Annotated in this window: 15 protein-coding genes; 10 read left to right on the plus strand and 5 right to left on the minus strand. The window is 63.3% G+C overall.

The window, feature by feature from the left end:
• Positions 1 to 240: 240 nt before the first annotated feature.
• The 4 genes from AC2LD7_RS04155 to ptsP form a co-directional block, all read right to left on the minus strand.
• Positions 241 to 2,649, minus strand: a complete 2,409-nt coding sequence (locus AC2LD7_RS04155; RefSeq protein WP_484596589.1) for a glucose/quinate/shikimate family membrane-bound PQQ-dependent dehydrogenase — start codon at positions 2,647 to 2,649, stop codon at positions 241 to 243.
• 122 nt (positions 2,650 to 2,771) lie between these two features.
• The gene (locus AC2LD7_RS04160) at positions 2,772 to 4,511 is read right to left on the minus strand and encodes a PTS fructose-like transporter subunit IIB (protein ID WP_484596590.1); all 1,740 of its coding nucleotides are present in this window, start codon (positions 4,509 to 4,511) and stop codon (positions 2,772 to 2,774) included.
• A 21-nt stretch (positions 4,512 to 4,532) separates the two neighbouring features.
• Positions 4,533 to 5,471 (minus strand): 1-phosphofructokinase, encoded by a 939-nt coding sequence (gene pfkB, locus AC2LD7_RS04165; protein ID WP_484596591.1) that lies wholly within the window; start codon positions 5,469 to 5,471, stop codon positions 4,533 to 4,535.
• On the minus strand, positions 5,471 to 8,359 hold the full coding sequence (gene ptsP, locus AC2LD7_RS04170; protein WP_484596592.1) for a phosphoenolpyruvate--protein phosphotransferase: 2,889 nt from the start codon (positions 8,357 to 8,359) through the stop codon (positions 5,471 to 5,473). The genes pfkB and ptsP overlap by 1 nt, the downstream gene beginning before the upstream one ends.
• 193 nt (positions 8,360 to 8,552) lie before the next feature.
• On the opposite strand from ptsP, the gene cra reads away from it, so the two are divergent.
• From cra to AC2LD7_RS04200, 6 genes are all read left to right on the plus strand, one after another.
• Positions 8,553 to 9,554: a catabolite repressor/activator gene (gene cra / locus AC2LD7_RS04175; protein WP_484596593.1), complete on the plus strand. Its 1,002-nt coding sequence runs from the start codon at positions 8,553 to 8,555 to the stop codon at positions 9,552 to 9,554.
• Between the two features lie 70 nt (positions 9,555 to 9,624).
• Entirely contained in the window at positions 9,625 to 9,930 is a 306-nt protein-coding gene (locus AC2LD7_RS04180) for a nucleotide pyrophosphohydrolase (protein ID WP_484596594.1), read from the plus strand.
• Positions 9,927 to 10,676 carry a methyltransferase gene (locus AC2LD7_RS04185; protein WP_484596595.1) on the plus strand — a complete coding sequence of 250 codons (750 nt, stop codon included), beginning with the start codon at positions 9,927 to 9,929 and terminating at the stop codon, positions 10,674 to 10,676. The genes AC2LD7_RS04180 and AC2LD7_RS04185 overlap by 4 nt, the downstream gene beginning before the upstream one ends.
• Positions 10,677 to 10,697: 21 nt before the next feature.
• The gene (locus AC2LD7_RS04190; RefSeq protein ID WP_484596596.1) at positions 10,698 to 11,309 is read left to right on the plus strand and encodes a DUF4136 domain-containing protein; all 612 of its coding nucleotides are present in this window, start codon (positions 10,698 to 10,700) and stop codon (positions 11,307 to 11,309) included.
• A 31-nt stretch (positions 11,310 to 11,340) separates the two neighbouring features.
• Positions 11,341 to 11,901, plus strand: coding sequence for a DUF4136 domain-containing protein (locus AC2LD7_RS04195; protein ID WP_484596597.1), 561 nt, complete (start codon positions 11,341 to 11,343; stop codon positions 11,899 to 11,901).
• A 295-nt stretch (positions 11,902 to 12,196) separates the two neighbouring features.
• Positions 12,197 to 12,646, plus strand: a complete 450-nt coding sequence (locus AC2LD7_RS04200; RefSeq protein ID WP_484596598.1) for a DMT family transporter — start codon at positions 12,197 to 12,199, stop codon at positions 12,644 to 12,646.
• Between the two features lie 21 nt (positions 12,647 to 12,667).
• On the opposite strand, the gene AC2LD7_RS04205 is transcribed toward AC2LD7_RS04200, so the two are convergent.
• A complete protein-coding gene (locus AC2LD7_RS04205; protein WP_484596599.1) occupies positions 12,668 to 13,603 on the minus strand; it encodes an SdiA-regulated domain-containing protein in 936 nt (311 codons plus the stop codon).
• A gap of 214 nt (positions 13,604 to 13,817) precedes the next feature.
• On the opposite strand from AC2LD7_RS04205, the gene AC2LD7_RS04210 reads away from it, so the two are divergent.
• The 4 genes from AC2LD7_RS04210 to AC2LD7_RS04225 all read left to right on the plus strand — a co-directional run bounded on the left by AC2LD7_RS04210 (position 13,818) and on the right by AC2LD7_RS04225 (position 17,328).
• Complete coding sequence (locus AC2LD7_RS04210; protein WP_484596600.1) at positions 13,818 to 14,111, plus strand: hypothetical protein; 294 nt, start codon at positions 13,818 to 13,820, stop codon at positions 14,109 to 14,111.
• 175 nt (positions 14,112 to 14,286) lie between these two features.
• A complete protein-coding gene (locus tag AC2LD7_RS04215; protein ID WP_484596601.1) occupies positions 14,287 to 15,666 on the plus strand; it encodes an MATE family efflux transporter in 1,380 nt (459 codons plus the stop codon).
• A 2-nt stretch (positions 15,667 to 15,668) separates the two neighbouring features.
• Complete coding sequence (locus AC2LD7_RS04220; RefSeq protein WP_484596602.1) at positions 15,669 to 16,127, plus strand: DUF2214 family protein; 459 nt, start codon at positions 15,669 to 15,671, stop codon at positions 16,125 to 16,127.
• Positions 16,128 to 16,221: 94 nt separating this feature from the next.
• Positions 16,222 to 17,328, plus strand: a complete 1,107-nt coding sequence (locus AC2LD7_RS04225) for a catalase family protein (RefSeq protein WP_484596603.1) — start codon at positions 16,222 to 16,224, stop codon at positions 17,326 to 17,328.
• Positions 17,329 to 17,350 lie beyond the last annotated feature (22 nt).

A 17,350-nucleotide genomic window follows, 5' to 3' on the forward strand; every position in this document is an offset into this window, starting at 1 on the left:
CTTAGTGCTTAGTGCTTAGTGCTTAGTGCTTAGTGCTTAGTGCTTAGTGCTTAGTTTGGTTTGGTTTGGTTTGGTTTGGTTTGGTTTAGCGTCATTTTGGCCAGCAGCTATCGCGCGATATTTACCAGAACACACGACACAACTCCGACCAGTCCCCTCTCCCCTCCGGGGAGAGGGCTAGAGTGAGGGGACGGCGGTTTCGCCAAGCATCCAGATCGAGATACACAACCTAATCAACCTCTACTCCGCCTGCTCATCCAGCACCCACGCCACCACCGAATCCCCGATTTTCGTCCCGAACGACCCGTGCCCGCCGGCCATTTGCACGACGTACTGCTTGCCGGTCTTCTCCGACACATAGGTCATCGGCGTCGCCTGGCCGCCCGCCGGCAGCCGCGCTTTCCACAGCTCTTTACCGTTCTGCATGTCATAGGCGCGCAGGTAGTAATCCAGCGTGCCGCTCATGAAGGCCACACCACCGGCAGTGACGATCGGGCCGCCCAGCGCCGGCGCGCCGACCGGGAGCGGAATGCCCAGCGGTGCACTGTCGCGGCTGGTGCCGTTCTTGTGCATCCAGACTTTCTTCATGGTGCGCAGGTCGACAGCCGTGACATAGCCCCACGGCGGGGTCTGGCATGGCAGGCCCAGCACCGACAAGAGCGGCTCCAGCCTGACCATGTAGGGCGCACCGAGATTGGGCTGCAGGCCGGTTTCACCGCCGCCGGAACGCTCGTCGGGGTCGACTTCGCTGCGCTTGACCATGGTCGAAACGAACGCCAGATAGTTCGGCGCACCGAACAATAGCTGTCGGCTAGGATCGACCGCCACGGAGGGCCAGTTGAAGGTACCGACATTGCCCGGATAGATCAGCGAGCCCCGTTCGGACGGCGGCGTGAAATCCCCGTCGTAACGCAACTTGCGGAACTGGATCCGACACATCATCTGGTCCAGCGGCGTCCCGCCCCACATATCCTTCTCATGCAGCGGTTCGTCAGGCGCATAGCTGAGCGCCGACGCCGGCTGAGTCGGGGCGGTGAAATCACCGTAATCGGTGCCCTGCGGCACGGAAAATTCCTCGACCGGCACGATGGGCTCACCGGTGCGGCGGTCGAGCACATAGAGGTCACCGCGTTTGGTTGGTTGGATGATGGCCGGCACCTTGCCCTGCGGCCCGTCGATGTCGACCAGGGTTGGCTGGGACGGCAAGTCGCGGTCCCATAGATCGTGATGCACGGTCTGGAATTCCCAGCGCACCTTGCCGGTCGCGAGATCCAGTGCGACCAGTGTATCGGTGAAGCGCTCCGACTCGGGCGTACGCGGCTGCGCCCACTGGTCCGGCGTCTGGTTGCCGGTGGGGATGTAGACCAGACCCAGCGACTCGTCCGCTACCGACGTAGTCCACCAGTTCGGCGTGCTACGGGTGTAGTTTTCGTCCGGCGGCAACGGCTCGGTGGCGTCCGGGTTGCCAGGGTCGAAATTCCACAGCAGTCGGCCGTTGCGCACGTCGTAGGCGCGGATCACGCCGCCGGGGGAATCCACAGACCCGTTGTCGGTAATGGACCCGCCGACGATAACCAGTCTCTCGGTCACCACAGGCGGCGATGTCGGCAAATAGACGCCCAGCGCGCCCTCACCCAACCCGACTTTCAGATCCACCACGCCGGCGTTGCCGAAGTCTTCGCAGGGTTTGCCGTCTTCCACGTCGAGGGCGATCAGTGTGGCGTCATTGGTCGGCAGGAACAGCCGACGCTCGCAGCGTGCAGCGGGCTGGCTCGGCTGGCCAGTGGCCGAGGCCGCCGTGGCGTAGCGGGTCGCATCATGGAAGGCCAGGCCACGGCAGGTCATGTGCTGGTAATACTGGGCATCGCGGTTGATGTTCGGGTCGTAGCGCCAGCGCTCCTCACCGGTATCGGCATCCAGCGCAATGGCGATGCTGTGCGGTGTGCAGATGAACAGGCTGTTGCCGACCTTGAGCGGCGTCACTTCATACGTGAATTCGCCGGGATCGTTCGGACCGGGCAAGTCGCCTGTGTGGAACTCCCAGGCCTTCTCCAACTTGCCAACGTTTTCCGGGGTGATCAGATCGGCCGGTGAGTACCGGTCGCCGCGATCGGAGCCACCGTAGGCCGTCCATTCGTTAGCCTGTCGGCCCGCCTGCCCTTCAGGGTTCAAGCCCTGCATTTGCGCATCGCTGAATTGGCCCTGGATCGAGTGGTAATCCTGCGTCAGTGAGTAGCCCGCCATCAGCGCGCCAGCCACCAGCCCCAGCCCGAGCAGCCCGCTGGCGCCGTCACGCCAGACCAGCCGATCGCCGAGGTAACGGTTGACGAATGGCAGGATCAGCCACAACCCCAGGATGCACCAGAGGTCGATACGCGGCGCCAATTGCCACCAGTCGAAGCGCACCTCGTAGACCGTCCAGACCAGGGTCGCCAGCAGCAGCACGGCATACAACCAGATTGCCGCGCGGCGCCGCGCAAACAGCAAGCCGCCCACCACCAGCAAACCGATACCCGCGATCACGTAGTACCAGGACCCACCCAGTATCGCGAGGTAGCCACCGCCAATCGTCATCAACGCGCCCAGCACCAGCACGACAACGGCGGTCAGGGTGATACGCAAGGGTCGGGGCCCGTATTCGATACTCATCCAGACTCTCCTGCCAATTCGTTTTCAATTAACGGCGGGCGAAACCTTCTGAAACAAAATCTCGACCAGTTAGCAGTGGGATACGACAGCGAGGCCTTAGTTCAGCCCTTTGGCAGACGCGCTCAAGCGACGGCATCGATGGCCAGGGGCTGTACCTCGGGCCTTTTGATCACTGCGTAGATCACTCCAGTCAGCAGACTGCCCGCAAGAATTGCCAGCAGATACAGCAGCGCATAATTGATCGCATTGGGAATCAGCAGTACGAACAGCCCGCCATGGGGCGCCAGCAGCTTCGCACCGAAGGCCATCGACAGCGCGCCGGTCAGCGCGCCACCGGCGATGCTGGCGGGGATAACCCGCAGCGGGTCTTTCGCAGCGAAGGGAATCGCCCCTTCGGAGATGAAGCAGCAACCGAGCACCAGTGCGGCCTTGCCGGCTTCGCGCTCGCTCTGGGCGAATTTGCGACGGGCAAGAATACTGGCGATGCCCATGCCGATCGGCGGCACCATGCCGGCGGCCATGGTCGCGGCCATCGGTGCGTAACTCTGCGAGGCGAGCAGGCCGACGGAAAACGCATAGGCCGCCTTGTTCACCGGCCCGCCAAGATCGACGCACATCATGGTGCCGAGCAGCAGCCCGAGCAGAACGGCGTTGGAGGTGCCCATGGTGTCGAGAAATTCGGTCAGCCCGGCGAGCAGCTTCGCCACCGGTGTGCCCACCACATAGATCATCACCAGGCCTGTGAGCAGGCTGGCCAGCAGCGGGATGATCAGGATCGGCTTGAGCGACTCGACACTCGCTGGCAGCGGAATCCAGCGACTGACCGCCTTGGCCGCGTAGCCGGCAACGAAGCCCGCGATGATCCCACCGATAAAACCCGCGCCCAACGTGCCGGCCAGCAGCCCGCCGATCATCCCCGGTGCAAGACCGGGCCGGTCAGCGATGGAATAAGCGATATAGCCGGCCAGCAAGGGCACCATCAGTTGAAACGCCGTCTCGCCGCCGATCTTCATCAGCGCCGCCGCCAGGGTGCCCTCTTCCTTGAACGCCTCGATGCCGAAGACGAAGGACAACGCGATCAGCAAACCGCCCGCCACCACCATCGGCAGCATGTACGAAACCCCGGTGAGCAGGTGCTTGTAGACGCCGGTCTTCTCACCCTTTGGCTCGCCACTACCAGCACCGACCGCGGCGCCACCGCTGAGCATTGCGGCTTCCTCCAACGCCCGATCCAGCGTTGCATCGGGCTGCTTCAACGCCACACCCGTGCCGCAGCGGAACACTCGCTTGCCGGCGAAACGTGTGACATCCACCTCGATATCGGCAGCTAGCAGCACCGCGTCGGCTTCTTCGATGGCCTGGGCGTCGAGCACGTTGCGCGCACCCACCGAGCCGCGGGTTTCCACCTTCAGGTCGTAACCCTTGCGGATCGCCGCCTGCTGCAAGGCTTCGGCAGCCATGAAGGTATGCGCGACGCCAGTCGGGCAAGCCGTAATCGCGACCAGCTTGGGCTTACCAGCGACGGACGTGCTTGTCGGCTGACCATCCTGCTCCAGCACCGCCGCGGTGTCGGCGGCGCTGCGCAGAAAACCTTCAGGGTCGAGCAGGGCTTCGGAGGGTGTCGATTGCGCGACGCGCTTGCCGATGAAGCGCTGCAGCGACAACGGCCCGGTCTTGACCACGACCACCAAATCGGCGCCCGCGATCTGCGCAGCAGTAAGTGGCGAGCCGATGGCCTTGGGATCATGGACTTCCACGGCGGTCGACCAACCCAGACGATGCGCGGCGGCCTCGAGCAGGCGCGACGTGAGCACGCTGGTGACCATTCCGTTGGGGCAAGCCGTGACGATGAGAAGATTCATTCTTTCACCTCTTTATTGGAATTATGGGTTCAGCGGCTGGAGCCGGACCGCGGCTTCTAGCTCGGCGAGTTGTGCCGTGTCGGTAATGCCGAAGCCGATCTGCCCGACCGCCTGCGCAGCGATAGCGGTGGCATGGCTGAGGGTGCGTTCGGCGGGCCAGCTCTCCAGCAAGCCGTGAAGCATGCCGGCGAGCAGCGAGTCCCCAGCGCCGACGGTGCTGACCACCTGCACCTTGGGCGGATGTGCGTGCCAGGCGCTATCCGGGCCGAACCAACTCACGCCGTCGGCCCCTTGTGAGATGACCACGTGCTCAACGCCTTCGACCTGCAATCGCCAGGCTTCACGGGCAAGCGCCTGAGCATCGGCCGTTTTCATTCCGCGGGCGTCGGCCAGCTCCTCTTCGTTGGGCTTGATCAGCCAGGGCGCCGTCGCCAGTCCGGCGCGCAAAGCGGCACCGCTGGTATCCAGCGCGACCCGTGCGCCGAGCTGCCTGAGCGTGCGCAACAGCTCGATGAACCATTCCACCTGGAAACCGCGCGGCAGGCTGCCGGCCACCACCACCAGATCATGTGCAGGCGCGAGGCGCTTTAGCCTGGTCAGCAGCTCGACGCGCTCCGCCTCGGCAACCATCAACCCCGGACCGTTGATATCGGTAACTCGCCCGCCGGCCTCGGCCAGTTTGATATTGCTGCGGGTTTCTCCGGCGACGCGGACGAACTCATCGGCAAAGCCACGCGCGGCGAACAGTTGCTCGAACGCCTGCGGATTGTCCGCGCCGAGGAAGCCGGTCACGGTCAGCTGATGACCAAGATCGGCCAGCACCTGCGCCACGTTCAGCCCTTTACCGGCCGCATGAACCTGCAGATTTTCACTTCGGTTGACCTCACCGAGCCGCAAAGCAGGCAGCCGCACCGTGACATCCAGCGCCGGATTGAGCGTGACCGTCAGAACGCGAGCCATCAGCAATGCTCTCCGACGAAGGCGCGTACTTCATGCGCACCCGGCAACAGCAGAGCCTGCCGGGCCAACCGCTGGCAAACACCGAAATCCATCTCCCGCACCCGCGCTTTGACCAGCGCAATGCTGCGGGCGGATACGCTCAGTTCGTCGACACCAAGGCCCACCAGCATCGGCACCGCCAACGCATCGGCGGCCAGCTCGCCGCACACGCCCACCCATTTGCCCTGCGCATGCGCGGCTTCGACGGTCATATCGATCAGTCGCAACACCGCCGGATGCAAGCCATCGGCCTGGCCGGAAAGCGTCGGATGGCCGCGATCAATGGCCAGCGTGTACTGGGTGAGATCGTTGGTGCCGATGCTGAAGAAATCCACTTCATGCGCCAGTACCGGTGCGATCAGCGCGGCGGACGGAACCTCGATCATGATGCCGACTTGCAGATCCGCCACCGGCAGGTCCACGCGCAGGCGATCGACCATGATTTTGGCGGAGCGCCATTCGTCGATGTTGCCGACCATGGGGAACATGATCCGCAGCGGGCGGCCGTCGGCGCAGGCCAGCAGCGCGCGCAGCTGGGTTTCGAGAATGTCCGGGCGTTGCAGGCTCAGACGGATACCGCGCACACCGAGGAAGGGGTTTTCCTCGGCTGGCATCGGCCAGTACGGCAACGGCTTGTCACCGCCGACGTCCAGCGTACGCACCACCAAGGGCCGCCCTTCGAGCGCTTCCAGCACGCGGCGATACTCGGCTTCCTGGGTCGCCTGGTCCGGCGCCTGGGAATGGTTCATGAACACCAGCTCGGTGCGCAGCAGGCCGATGCCTTCCGCGCCGAGGACAACGGCTTCGGCTGTCTCCCCGGCTGCGCCGATATTGGCGGCGATCTCCACGGGATGACCGTCGCGGGTGATCGCCGGCTCCATTCGTCTCTCATCGGCCAGACGCTTGCGTTCCTCACGCTCGGCGCGGTCGCTTCTGGCCTCTGCCAGCTGCGCCTCGCTCGGCGCGACCAGCAGTTCGCCGCGCTCGCCGTCCAGCAGCAATAGCGTGTTCGCCGCCAACCCCAGCACGCCGGGCCCGGCGCCGACGATGGCCGGGATGCCCAACGCACGGGCGATGATCGCGCTGTGCGAGGTCGCGCCGCCGCCTGCGGTAAGAATGCCAGCGACGCGCTGGCAGTTGAGCGTGGCAACGTCCGACGGTGCCACTTCGTCCATCACCAGAATGTAGGGCTCTTCCGGCGCCTGCTCGGCCTCGACACCAGTCAGGCAGGCCAACACGCGACGACCGACGTCACGCAGATCCGCCGCGCGCTCGGCCAACAGCTTGTCGTGCAGCGACTCCTGCTGCTGCGCGGCGTTTTCGATTTCCTCGACCCAGGCGGCTTCGGCGCTCAGGCCTTTTTTCAGCCGTATCTGCACGTCCTCGCGTAGCGCCGGATCGCGCAGCATCGCCTGATGGGTGGTGAAGATATCGCGAATACTGGCGACCTCACTTTCACCGATCAGCACGCCGATTTCGCTGAACACGGTATCGAGCGCGGCATCCAGGCGCTGCAGCTCGACCGCTGGGGAATCGCCGTGATTGGGGTAGTCGATCACCTGCGGCTTGCGCACCAGCACCGGGCCGATGGCGATGCCGGGCGAGGCAGCAATGGCCACCACTCGTTCGCCGTCAAGAAACGCCGCTTGTTCGACAGCCTCTCGATCAGGCGGCGCGGCGAGCGACGGACCGGTGTTGTCCATCAGTTGGCCTGGCGCGGGCAAAGGTTCGACCTCCTCGCCCAAACCCTCTTCCACCGCTCGCAACAGCGCTGGCAACACATCGCCCGCTATCGAAGGCTCGGCAATGAATTCCAACACCTGGCCACGATGCGCACCCATCGCCAGCAGTTTGCTCAGGCTTTTGGCCGACACGCCGGCATTCTCGCTATTAGCCAGCCGCACGCGGATGTCGCCATCGAAGGCTTGGGCAATTTCGGTCAGCACCTTGGCCGGGCGCGCATGCAGACCGTGGGCGTTGGCCAACGGCACCTGAGCGCTCGGCCAGTCGGCGGGCACTTCGCCTCCAAGCGCTTCCAACACCACGCGGCTGGATGTCGCCTGACTCAGTTCCTGCCCACGGCCTTCGATCAGAAGATTGCACAAGCGTTCGAGCATCGCCCGATGCGCCTCGCCAAGGCTGGCGAGCACGAACAGGCCGTTAAGCGGCTGTCCCTGGTGAACCAGCGAATTGATTGGCGTGACGAAGGCCAGCCCGGGACGCTGCACCGACTGTTCGCTGCTCAGCCACCACAAACCGTCGCCCAACGGCAGCGCCTGGTTCAGCGCCAGCCCGGCATTGAAACCGGGTTCCACGCACTGGGCACGCTTGAGCAATTTGACGCCCTGCCAGGCCAGCTCGTCGAAATCATCGGCGGCCACACCGAGCGCCACCAACTTACCGTCCAGCGCCAATTCCTGCGGCGCGCCCTGCAGCAGATCGATGATCGCCTCGGGGTTTTTGGCTTTTTGCAGCGCTTCACTCAGATCGCCCTCGCCAAGCGCTCGGGTCAACAACTGCAGCAAACGCAGATGCTCATCCGAACGCGCGGCGATGCCGATGGCGAGGTAGACCTGCTGGCCGTTGCCCCAGTCCACGCCGCCGGGAAAGTGCAGCAGGCGGACGCCGGTGGTGAACACCTGATCGCGGGTTTCCGGCGTGCCGTGCGGAATAGCGATGCCCTGGCCAAGAAAGGTCGAGCCCTGCGCTTCGCGCGCACGGAGCCCGTCGAGATAACCGGGCGCCACCAGCCCGTCAGCCACCAGCACCTCGGCCAGCAAGGCCAGGGCGGCGGGTTTGTCGGTCGCCGTCTGATGCATGTGGATATGCTGGGCATTCAACTCAAGCATGGAGAACTCCTGTGCGGGCTCACGATTGTTTCTTCTGCCGGCCGGGCCGGCAGGAGGCGCTGGCATCGATGGGCTGGCGCTTATGACCGAACGGCTGCTGAAACGTTTCATCTAAGGCTGGCACATTACGCAATATTGGGTAACTCTAGAAGCCCAAGTTCATACCACCCGTCCTTCGCCCAGGATCATCGAGTTGAAACTGACCGACATCGCCCGCCTCGCCAACGTCTCGGTGACCACCGCCAGCTACGTACTCAACGGCAAGGCCGTACAGCGGCGGATCAGCCAGGCCACGGCGGACCGGGTGATGGCAGTGGCTGAGCAACAGGGTTTTCAGCTCGATCAACAGGCCGCCGGGTTGCGACGCGGGCAGTCGCGCACCCTGGGCTTCATCGTTCCCGATCTGGAAAACCCCAGCTATGCGCGGCTGGCGAAATTGCTCGAACAGCGCGCCCGTTTACGCGGCTATCAGTTATTGATCGTCGGCTCCGATGACGAGCCGGAAACTGAGCGCCAGGTTATCCAAGTGCTGCGTTCGCGCCGCTGCGATGCGCTGATCGTGGCCAGCTGTCTGCCGGCTGACGACCCCAGTTACCGCACGCTGCTCGCCAGCGGCACGCCGATCATTGCCCTCGACAGGGCGTTGGACCCGGAACAGTTCTGCTCGGTGGTCAGCGACGATCACCAGGCCGCCGCGCAGCTGACGCACTCACTGCATGTGCCGGCCGATGCGCATATCGCGCTGATCAGCGCTCGGCCCGGATTGCGCATCAGCCAGCAGCGCGAAGAGGGTTTCCGCCAAGCACTCGCTCAGCATCATGGAAAAATCAGCGTGATGCAGGCCGAGCAGTTCAGCCGCGCCTGCGGCCGTGAGCAGATGCTGGCGCTGCTCCATCGCGGCGCGATGCCCGACGCGTTGATCACCACCGCCTACGTTCTGCTCGAAGGCGTCTTCGATGCCCTGAGCGAACGCGGCCTGCTATGGCCTGCGCAGCTGCGGCTGGCGACCTTTGGTGACGCGCAGCTGTTGGATTTTCTGCCGATACGGGTCAACGCCATCTCGCAGCAACATGAGCAGATCGCGGAATTGGCATTGGATCAGGCGATTCGCGCCATCGAGCAGAACGACTATCGCCCCGGCGTGCTCGCCGTGGAGCGTGTGCTCAAGGTACGCCGCACCGCCGCGACCCTTTGAACCGGCGCTGCCCCTTGCGAGCATCGGCGCGCTGACGGAAGCTAGCCGCCTCCCAACGAGCCGCCCTCTGATGAACATCGAACAGATCACCAAACGCCTGCACGCGATCCGCGATCGCAACGACTGGCAACGCTTTCACAGCCCGAAGAATTTGGCCATGGCCGCCAGCGTGGAAATGTCCGAGCTGGTGGAAATCTTCCAATGGCTGACCGAGGACGAATCGCGCCAGCTGCCGGCCGACAAGCTGGAACATGCCGGTCAGGAAGTCGGCGACATCCTTATGTACCTGCTGCTGATGTGCAGCGAGCTGGGCGTCGACATGGAACAAGCGCTGCTGGCCAAGCTGGCGGATAACGAGCGGCGGTTCGCCCAATGACCGATCGCCATTTCGACGAGCTGGCCACACGTTTCGCCGAGAAAATCTACGGCGGTGCCAAAGGCGCGATCCGCCTTGCGGTGCTGCAGGCGGACCTCGCCGAAGTGCTGCCGCAACACCCGCTGCGCGTGCTCGATATTGGCGCCGGGCTTGGCCATATGAGCCTCTGGCTAGCTCAGCAGGGTCACGACGTCACGCTCGCCGAACCGGCCGAACCGATGCTCGAAGGTGCTCGCGAGCGCTTCGCCGCTGCCGGTCAATCAGCCACCTTTATCCAGGCGCCGTGGCAGGACATCGAAAGCCAGGTCGAGGGCCGTTTCGATCTGGTCATCTGCCACGCGGTACTGGAATGGCTGGCCGAGCCCCAGGCGATCCTGCCGGTGCTGCATCGACTGGTTGCCAACGATGGCTGGCTGTCGCTGGCCTTCTACAACCGCGACGCGCTGATCTACCGCAACCTGCTCAAGGGCCATTTCAAAAAGCTGCGCAGCCAGAGCTATGCCGGTGAACGCCAGAGCCTGACGCCGCAACAGCCGCTCGACCCGCGCGAGCTGGGTGCGCAACTCGCGCCGCACTGGCGGGTCGAATCAACCAGCGGCGTGCGCGTATTCCATGACTACATGCCCGCCGATTTCCAGGCCCGCACCGAGCCTGCCGATCTGATCGAGATGGAATTGGCCTACCGCCGCCATCCCGCCTTTGCCGGTCTCGGGCGCTACCTGCACTGGTTGTGCCGGCCTCGCTGAGTGCCGGTCGGGAGGTATTCGATGTTGACCCGTGCTGCATTGACATTGCTCTGCCTGAGCCTTGCGGCTTGCAAGGGCGGCAATCCGTACACGAGCGAATCCGCGCCGATTCCCCCCGCGCCACCCGTCGAGCAGATCCAGTCTCCGATCTACCCGGCGGCGCCGCGGGATTTTTCCAGTTATCAGAGCTGGAGTTGGCGCAACCCGCCGCCTGGTACCGCCTCGCTCGCCGGAGCGGAACTGCAGGAAATGGTCGCCGGCGCCCTCGACCAACGCGGCCTACGTCCTGCCCCGAATGATGCCAAGGGCGATGTGCAGATCAGCGCCAGAGCCAACATGGAAACGCGCGTGCGTCAGGCCTATGACGATTACGGCCCCCATATCGGGGCAGGCCGTTACGGCGGCTTCGGCAGCGGTTATGGCAGCGGTTATGGAATTGGAACCAGCGTCCCCGTGATGCGCACCTACGAAGAAGAAGTGGTCTCGGTATACATCGAAATGTATGACAGCAGTTCAGGCCAGGCCATCTGGAGCAACCGCGCCGAGTCGCGCAGCGGCGGCAGCCAGGCCGAACGCAAGGACGCCGCACGCGATGCAGTCAATGACGCCCTTGCCGACTATCCGCCGCGCTGACACCGGTTTCGAATACCCAAGGAGAATCGACATGTTCCGGCAACTGATAATGCTTCCCCTGCTGTTGCTGTTAGTCGCCTGCCAGAGCACTCAGGTGCAACGCGACTTCGATCCGCAGCGGGACTTTTCCACGTATCGCAGCTGGAGCTGGAAGGAACCAGCGTTGCAGTACCGCCCGGACGATCCACGCATCAAGAGCGACCTAACCGAGCAGCGCATCCGTAGCGCGATCAGCGAACAGCTCGACCAGCGTGGTCTGCGCCAGGCTCAGTCCGGCAGCCAGCCGGATGTGCTGATACAGGCCTGGTTCATCGTCGACCAACGCAGCCAGCAATACACCTCGTCGTCGATGGGGGCTTGGGGCAGCCCGTGGCATGGTTTCTGGGGCGGACCGATGATCACCGACACCCGCACCATTAACTATCAGGTCGGCACTCTGCAGGTGGATTTTTATGATGCAGATGATGGCAAGCTGGTCTGGCGTGGCAGCGCTGAGCAGATCCTGAGCGACGATCCTGGCAGTCCGCAAGAGCGCGCCGGGATGTTCCGCGAGACCGTCGCCAAGGTGCTTTCGCAGTACCCACCGCAGTAAACTGCGCTCCGTTCCGAATCCGGCCTGCTGCCGTGGCGGGCTTCGGACTGCCGGCTAAGGCAAATGCTTCGCCCCGAGGGCGGGATTCCTACACAAACCTTGAAACCGTGCCGAACCGTGGGAGGCGCACCCCGCGGCGAATACTGACTCAACAGCCCGTCATGACCACGGGCTCGCCAAAAGGTGGAGCGCAGTAACGAAACACCTGCAAATAGCCCCGAGAGCTGGGGTTCATCATCGATCTCCGGCCTGCCGCCCTGGTGGGCCGTCTTTGTAATCACCGGAGTAAATTCGCATGCCTGTCGTAGCCTGGTGGCTTCTCGTTCTGCCTTTGATTGCCGGGGCGTTTCTGCCGCTGCAGGCCGGTATCAACGGACAAGCGGCCAAACACCTGACCAGCGTCATGAGCGCGGCGATGCTTTCATTTGCCGTAGGCACCGTGGCGTTGATCTTTGTCGTTCTGGTCCAGCGCGATATGCCCTCGATTCAAGCACTGAAGGGTTTGAACTGGTACCACTGGTGCGCCGGCCTCCTCGGCATGTTTTTCATCGCGACTGCAGCGTTCGCCGGCCCACGCATTGGGGCGTTATTGTTCATGGCGTTGGTGCTGGCCGGGCAACTGGGCATGGCGCTGCTGCTCGATCACTTCGGCTGGGCGGGGTTTCGTCAGTCATCGATCAGCGTCGGCAAGGTTGCCGGGCTGCTGCTGATCTTAGGTGGTGTGTGGATGATCCGCCGCGGCTGATGGCGGCGAATCCAGAAACGGCTATTGGCGCTCGAAGGCGTAGAACAGGTTTGGTTCGCTGACCAGATAAAGATCGCCTTTGGCATCGAAAGTCATGCCCTCTGCCTGGGGCACGCTCTTTTCCAGCCCGGCAAAGCCGCTCCATAGCGAGCGGAAGCTGACCATCCCGCCTTCACTGTCGAGCTCCAGCATCATCTTCGCTTCGTCGCTGAGCAGCACCAGATGCCCAGTGCGCTCATCGAAGTGCACGGAGGCGAGATCGGTCGCCATGTCCTTGTCTTCGATCCAGGACTCGCGATCGATGATCTTCAGATTCAACTGGCCGTTCAGGCTGGCCTTGATGCCTTGAATTTCATACAGCTTGCGTGGCGAATTTTCTTTCACCACGAACAACCGATCACCGGCCCGATCGTAGCCAACGCCTTCGAAACCGGCATTGTCCGCCTCGCCCAGTGCCAGCGAGACCGACGCATAATCCTCACGCTGCAACGCACCGGGACGGTCCGGCACCGGGATTATCACCACCGATTGGCTGCGCTCCTCGACAACCGCCAACAGGTTGTCGCCCAGGTAGGTGATGCCCTCGACGTCGGTGAAGCCCTGCAAGGGGTAACGTTCAAGAAAATTGCCATCCTGATCCAGCGCGACCAGTGACTCGGGGTTGTTCACCACCGCCCAGAGATGGTTGCGCCGATCATCGAAGGTCAGCCCGGACAGGTTGTTGGAAACCGACGCCACCGGCTGCGCCTCGACGCGCACCTTGTACTCGGGAAGCCACAAGCTGCGTGCTTCCCAGCTGTTTTCGTGCCAGGCGGATTTCAGCCCATAAAACACTCGCTCATCCAGATGAAAGGAAGCGGCAGAATAGAGCAGGCCGGCAGCCAGTAAACCCAAGGCCCAGACCTTTGGGCGCGCGCGCGGCAACCACTGCGACTGCGCATCGGTAAGTATCGGCATCGTCTTTTCTCGTCAGAGCACTGGCGGACAGCCTACTCGGGAAGGGTTGCAATTGCATGACGACACGCAACGCAGGTGCCGATCAGCCTTGTACTGACACGCCGGCTATACGCCGGTTCAATCCAAGCCGTGGGAACTGCCAGGCTGATTGATAGCCCAATGCCCCAAGGAACGGCTGCGCTTGCAGCTACGGATCGAACGGCAGGAGAGAGACATGCGGGTGGAAAGCTTTTTCGAATGGTTGGGTCAGGCGCTCGGCACGGTAATCCGCTACATCGTCGACGCACTCAGCGGCCTCTTCGGGCTGTTCGCCGATGCCGGGGCGAACTTTCTGGAGGGCCTTTCGCGAACCTTGGGCATGGACCGCTCGCTGATCAGCCTGATCGCCCTGGCGATCGGCCTGATGTTTCTGGTGGCTGCCGCTCGCGCCTTCTTCCGACGTTCGATCATCGCCGGCGTGATTTACCTGTTTCTCGGTCTCTGGCTGCTGAGCTGGTTGATTCATTAAGCGGCAGCAGGCGGCAGGCGGCAGGCAAAAGCCTCAAGCCTCAAGCCTCAAGCAGTGACCTGTAGCCTGTAGCCTGTAGCCTGTAGCCTGTAGCCTGTAGCCTGTAGCCTGTAGCCTGCCGCCTGCCGCCTGCTGCCGCCTGCTGTATCATGCCGGGCTGTTCTGGAGCCCCGTCATGTCACGGCTGTTGACCGCCTGGCAGCACGCCCCTACCCATAAGCGGGTCTGGGCGCTGGCTGCACCGATGATCCTGTCCAACCTTTCCGTGCCGCTGGTGGCGCTGGTCGACAGCGCCGTGATCGGCCATTTGCCGCATGCGCATCAACTGGCTTCGGTTGCGGTGGGCGGCAGCCTTTATACGCTGCTGGTCTGGGTCATGGGCTTCCTGCGCATGGGCACCACCGGCTTCGCTGCCCAGGCGGCCGGGCGTGAAGATGGCGGTGCGCTGCGACAGGTATTGCTGCAAGGCCTGCTGCTCGCGCTCGGTTTCGCCTTGTTACTGAGCCTCGTCGCGCTGCCGCTCAAAGAGTACGCGCTGCAGCTGATGCAGCCGTCCGCCGAGCTCGACAACCTGACACAGGCCTACTTTCTTACTCGCCTGTTGGGCCTGCCCGCGGCCCTGGCGAGTCTGGCCCTGATCGGCTGGTTTCTCGGCACCCAGAACGCTCGCGCACCACTGGCGATCCTGCTCACCACCAACCTGATCAACGTCGCCCTGGACCTCTGGTTCGTTATCGGCCTGGACTGGGGCGTGGCCGGTGCCGCACGCGCATCGGTAATCGCCGAGTGGAGTGGCGTGCTGGTCGGCCTGGCCCTGACCCGCGGCGCCCTGTTGCGCTACCGCGGTCGTCTGGACAGCAAGGCCATGCGCCGCTGGGCGAGCTGGAAACCGCTGATGTCGGTGAACCGCGATATTTTCCTGCGCTCGCTGGCCCTGCAGCTGGTGTTCTTTCTCGTCACCGTGCAGGGCACCCGCCTGGGTGATGCGACGGTTGCAGCCAACGCGCTGCTGCTCAACGGCCTGATGCTCACCGCCCATGCGCTCGACGGGCTGGCTCATGCGGTAGAGGCTCTCACTGGCCATGCCATCGGTGCGCAGAACCGTACCGAGCTGCGCCGTATCCTGACTGTTGCGGGCGGCTGGTCACTGCTGGCGAGCATCGCCTTTGGCCTGTTTTTCCTGCTCGGCGGCGAACTGTTCATCGGCCTGCAAACTGACATTCCTGCAGTACGCGAAACGGCAATCACTTTTTTGCCGTATCTGGCGGCGCTGCCGCTGGTAGCCGTCTGGAGTTACCTGCTCGATGGCCTCTTCATCGGCGCCACCCGTGCACGTGAAATGCGCAACGCGATGCTCTTGGCCGTTGCGATTTCGCTACCATTGGGCTGGCTGTTACGGGGGATGGGCAATCACGGATTGTGGTTGGCCTTTCTCGCCTTCATGCTGCTGCGTGGTATTTGCCTGGGCAGCATCGCCCGCCGCCTGCAACGCCAGCAGCAATGGTTTACCTCGACTCATGCCGCACCCGCTGCAGCACCCTCGAAAGGACACTGAAAATGGCCTACGCCGTCGCCGCCTACCTGCACTTCGTGGCGATCTTCCTGCTCTTCGCCCTGCTAGTACTCGAGCACCAGCTGTTTAGCCAGCCACTGAACTTCAAGCGTGCGCGCAGCCTGTTCCGCGCCGATACCGCGTTCGGCATCGTCGCCGGCCTGGTGCTGGTGACCGGTGCGATGCGCGCCATGCGCTACGGCAAGGGATTCGATTACTACCTGAACAACAGTTTTTTTCACGCCAAGATCGGCGTGTTCGTAATCGTGGCCCTGCTGTCGATCTATCCCACCGTCACCTTCCTCAAATGGCGCCCGGCGCTCAAAGCCGGTCAGGTCCCGCAGCTCACCTCAACCTCGACGCGCTGGGTGAAGCTGATCATCCGCATCGAATTGCTCGCCTTACTGCTGATCCCATTGCTGGCCGCCCTGATGGCGCGAGGGTTTGGGGTAATGCCGCTGTAACGGTCCGGACGCCCGTCGACCGACGGAAACGATCAAGGCGATCGGCAGTCGACTGACAGTGCCGCGACGGCACCATAACCCCGGAGCCGACCCCATGACCGATGCCCTCAGCGTACGTCCCCTGCCTTTCGATCCCGCCTTCGAGCAGATGCCAGACGACGAAGCCCAGACCACCCAAGCGCTGACCGAAGCCTTGCGCGGCATCATGGAGACCACCTACGCCGATGGTGGCCATGCGATTCGCAGCGTGCATGCCAAGAGCCACGGCCTGTTGCAGGGCGAAATCGAAATTCTGCCGAACCTGCCAGCGGAACTGGCCCAGGGTGCGTTCGCCAGGCCGGGGCGTATGCCGGTGGTGCTGCGTTTTTCCACTAACCCCGGTGACATTCTCGACGACAAGGTTTCGACACCGCGCGGGCTGGCGCTCAAACTGATCGGCGTCGAAGGCGAGCGCTTGTCCGGAAGTGAAACTCAGGTAACCCAGGATTTCGTCATGGTCAATGCGCCGAGTTTTATCGCCGCCACACCGAAGGACTTTCTCCGCTCGCTGAAATTGCTCGCCAAGACCACCGACAAGGCACCGCGGGCCAAGCAGGCGCTCTCGGCAACACTGCGCGGAGCGGAAACCGCGCTGGAAGCCCTCGGCGGAGAAAGCAAAATGCTCAAGAGCATGGGCGGACATCCGACTACTCATATACTCGGCGAAACCTTCTATAGCGTGGTGCCACTGCTTTATGGTCCTTACTTCGCCAAGCTGAATGTTGTGCCCGTGTCGCCGGAGTTGACCGCCCTGACCGATCAGAAAGTCGATTTGAAAAACAATCCCGACGGCCTGCGCGAGGCCGTCAACCAGCACTTCGCGAAACACGGCGGTATTTGGGAGATGCGCGTTCAGCTGGCTACCGATATCGATAAGATGCCGGTCGAGGACGCCACCGTGATCTGGCCGGAAGCACTCAGTCCCTACGTCACCGTCGCTCGTATCGAGGTCCCGGCACAACCGGCCTGGACCGAAGCCCGGGCCGCGGTGGTTGACGACGACATGTCCTTCAGCCCCTGGCATGGCCTCGCCGCGCATCGTCCGCTCGGGGGCATCATGCGCTCGCGCAAACCGGCCTACGAAATGTCCGCCGGCTTTCGCGCCCGCCACAACGGCTGCCCGATGCACGAACCACAATCCCTGAGCAAGCTACCGAGCTGATCCGGCACTGATATTTTCCGAG

Source organism: Stutzerimonas sp., from assembly GCF_982611455.1.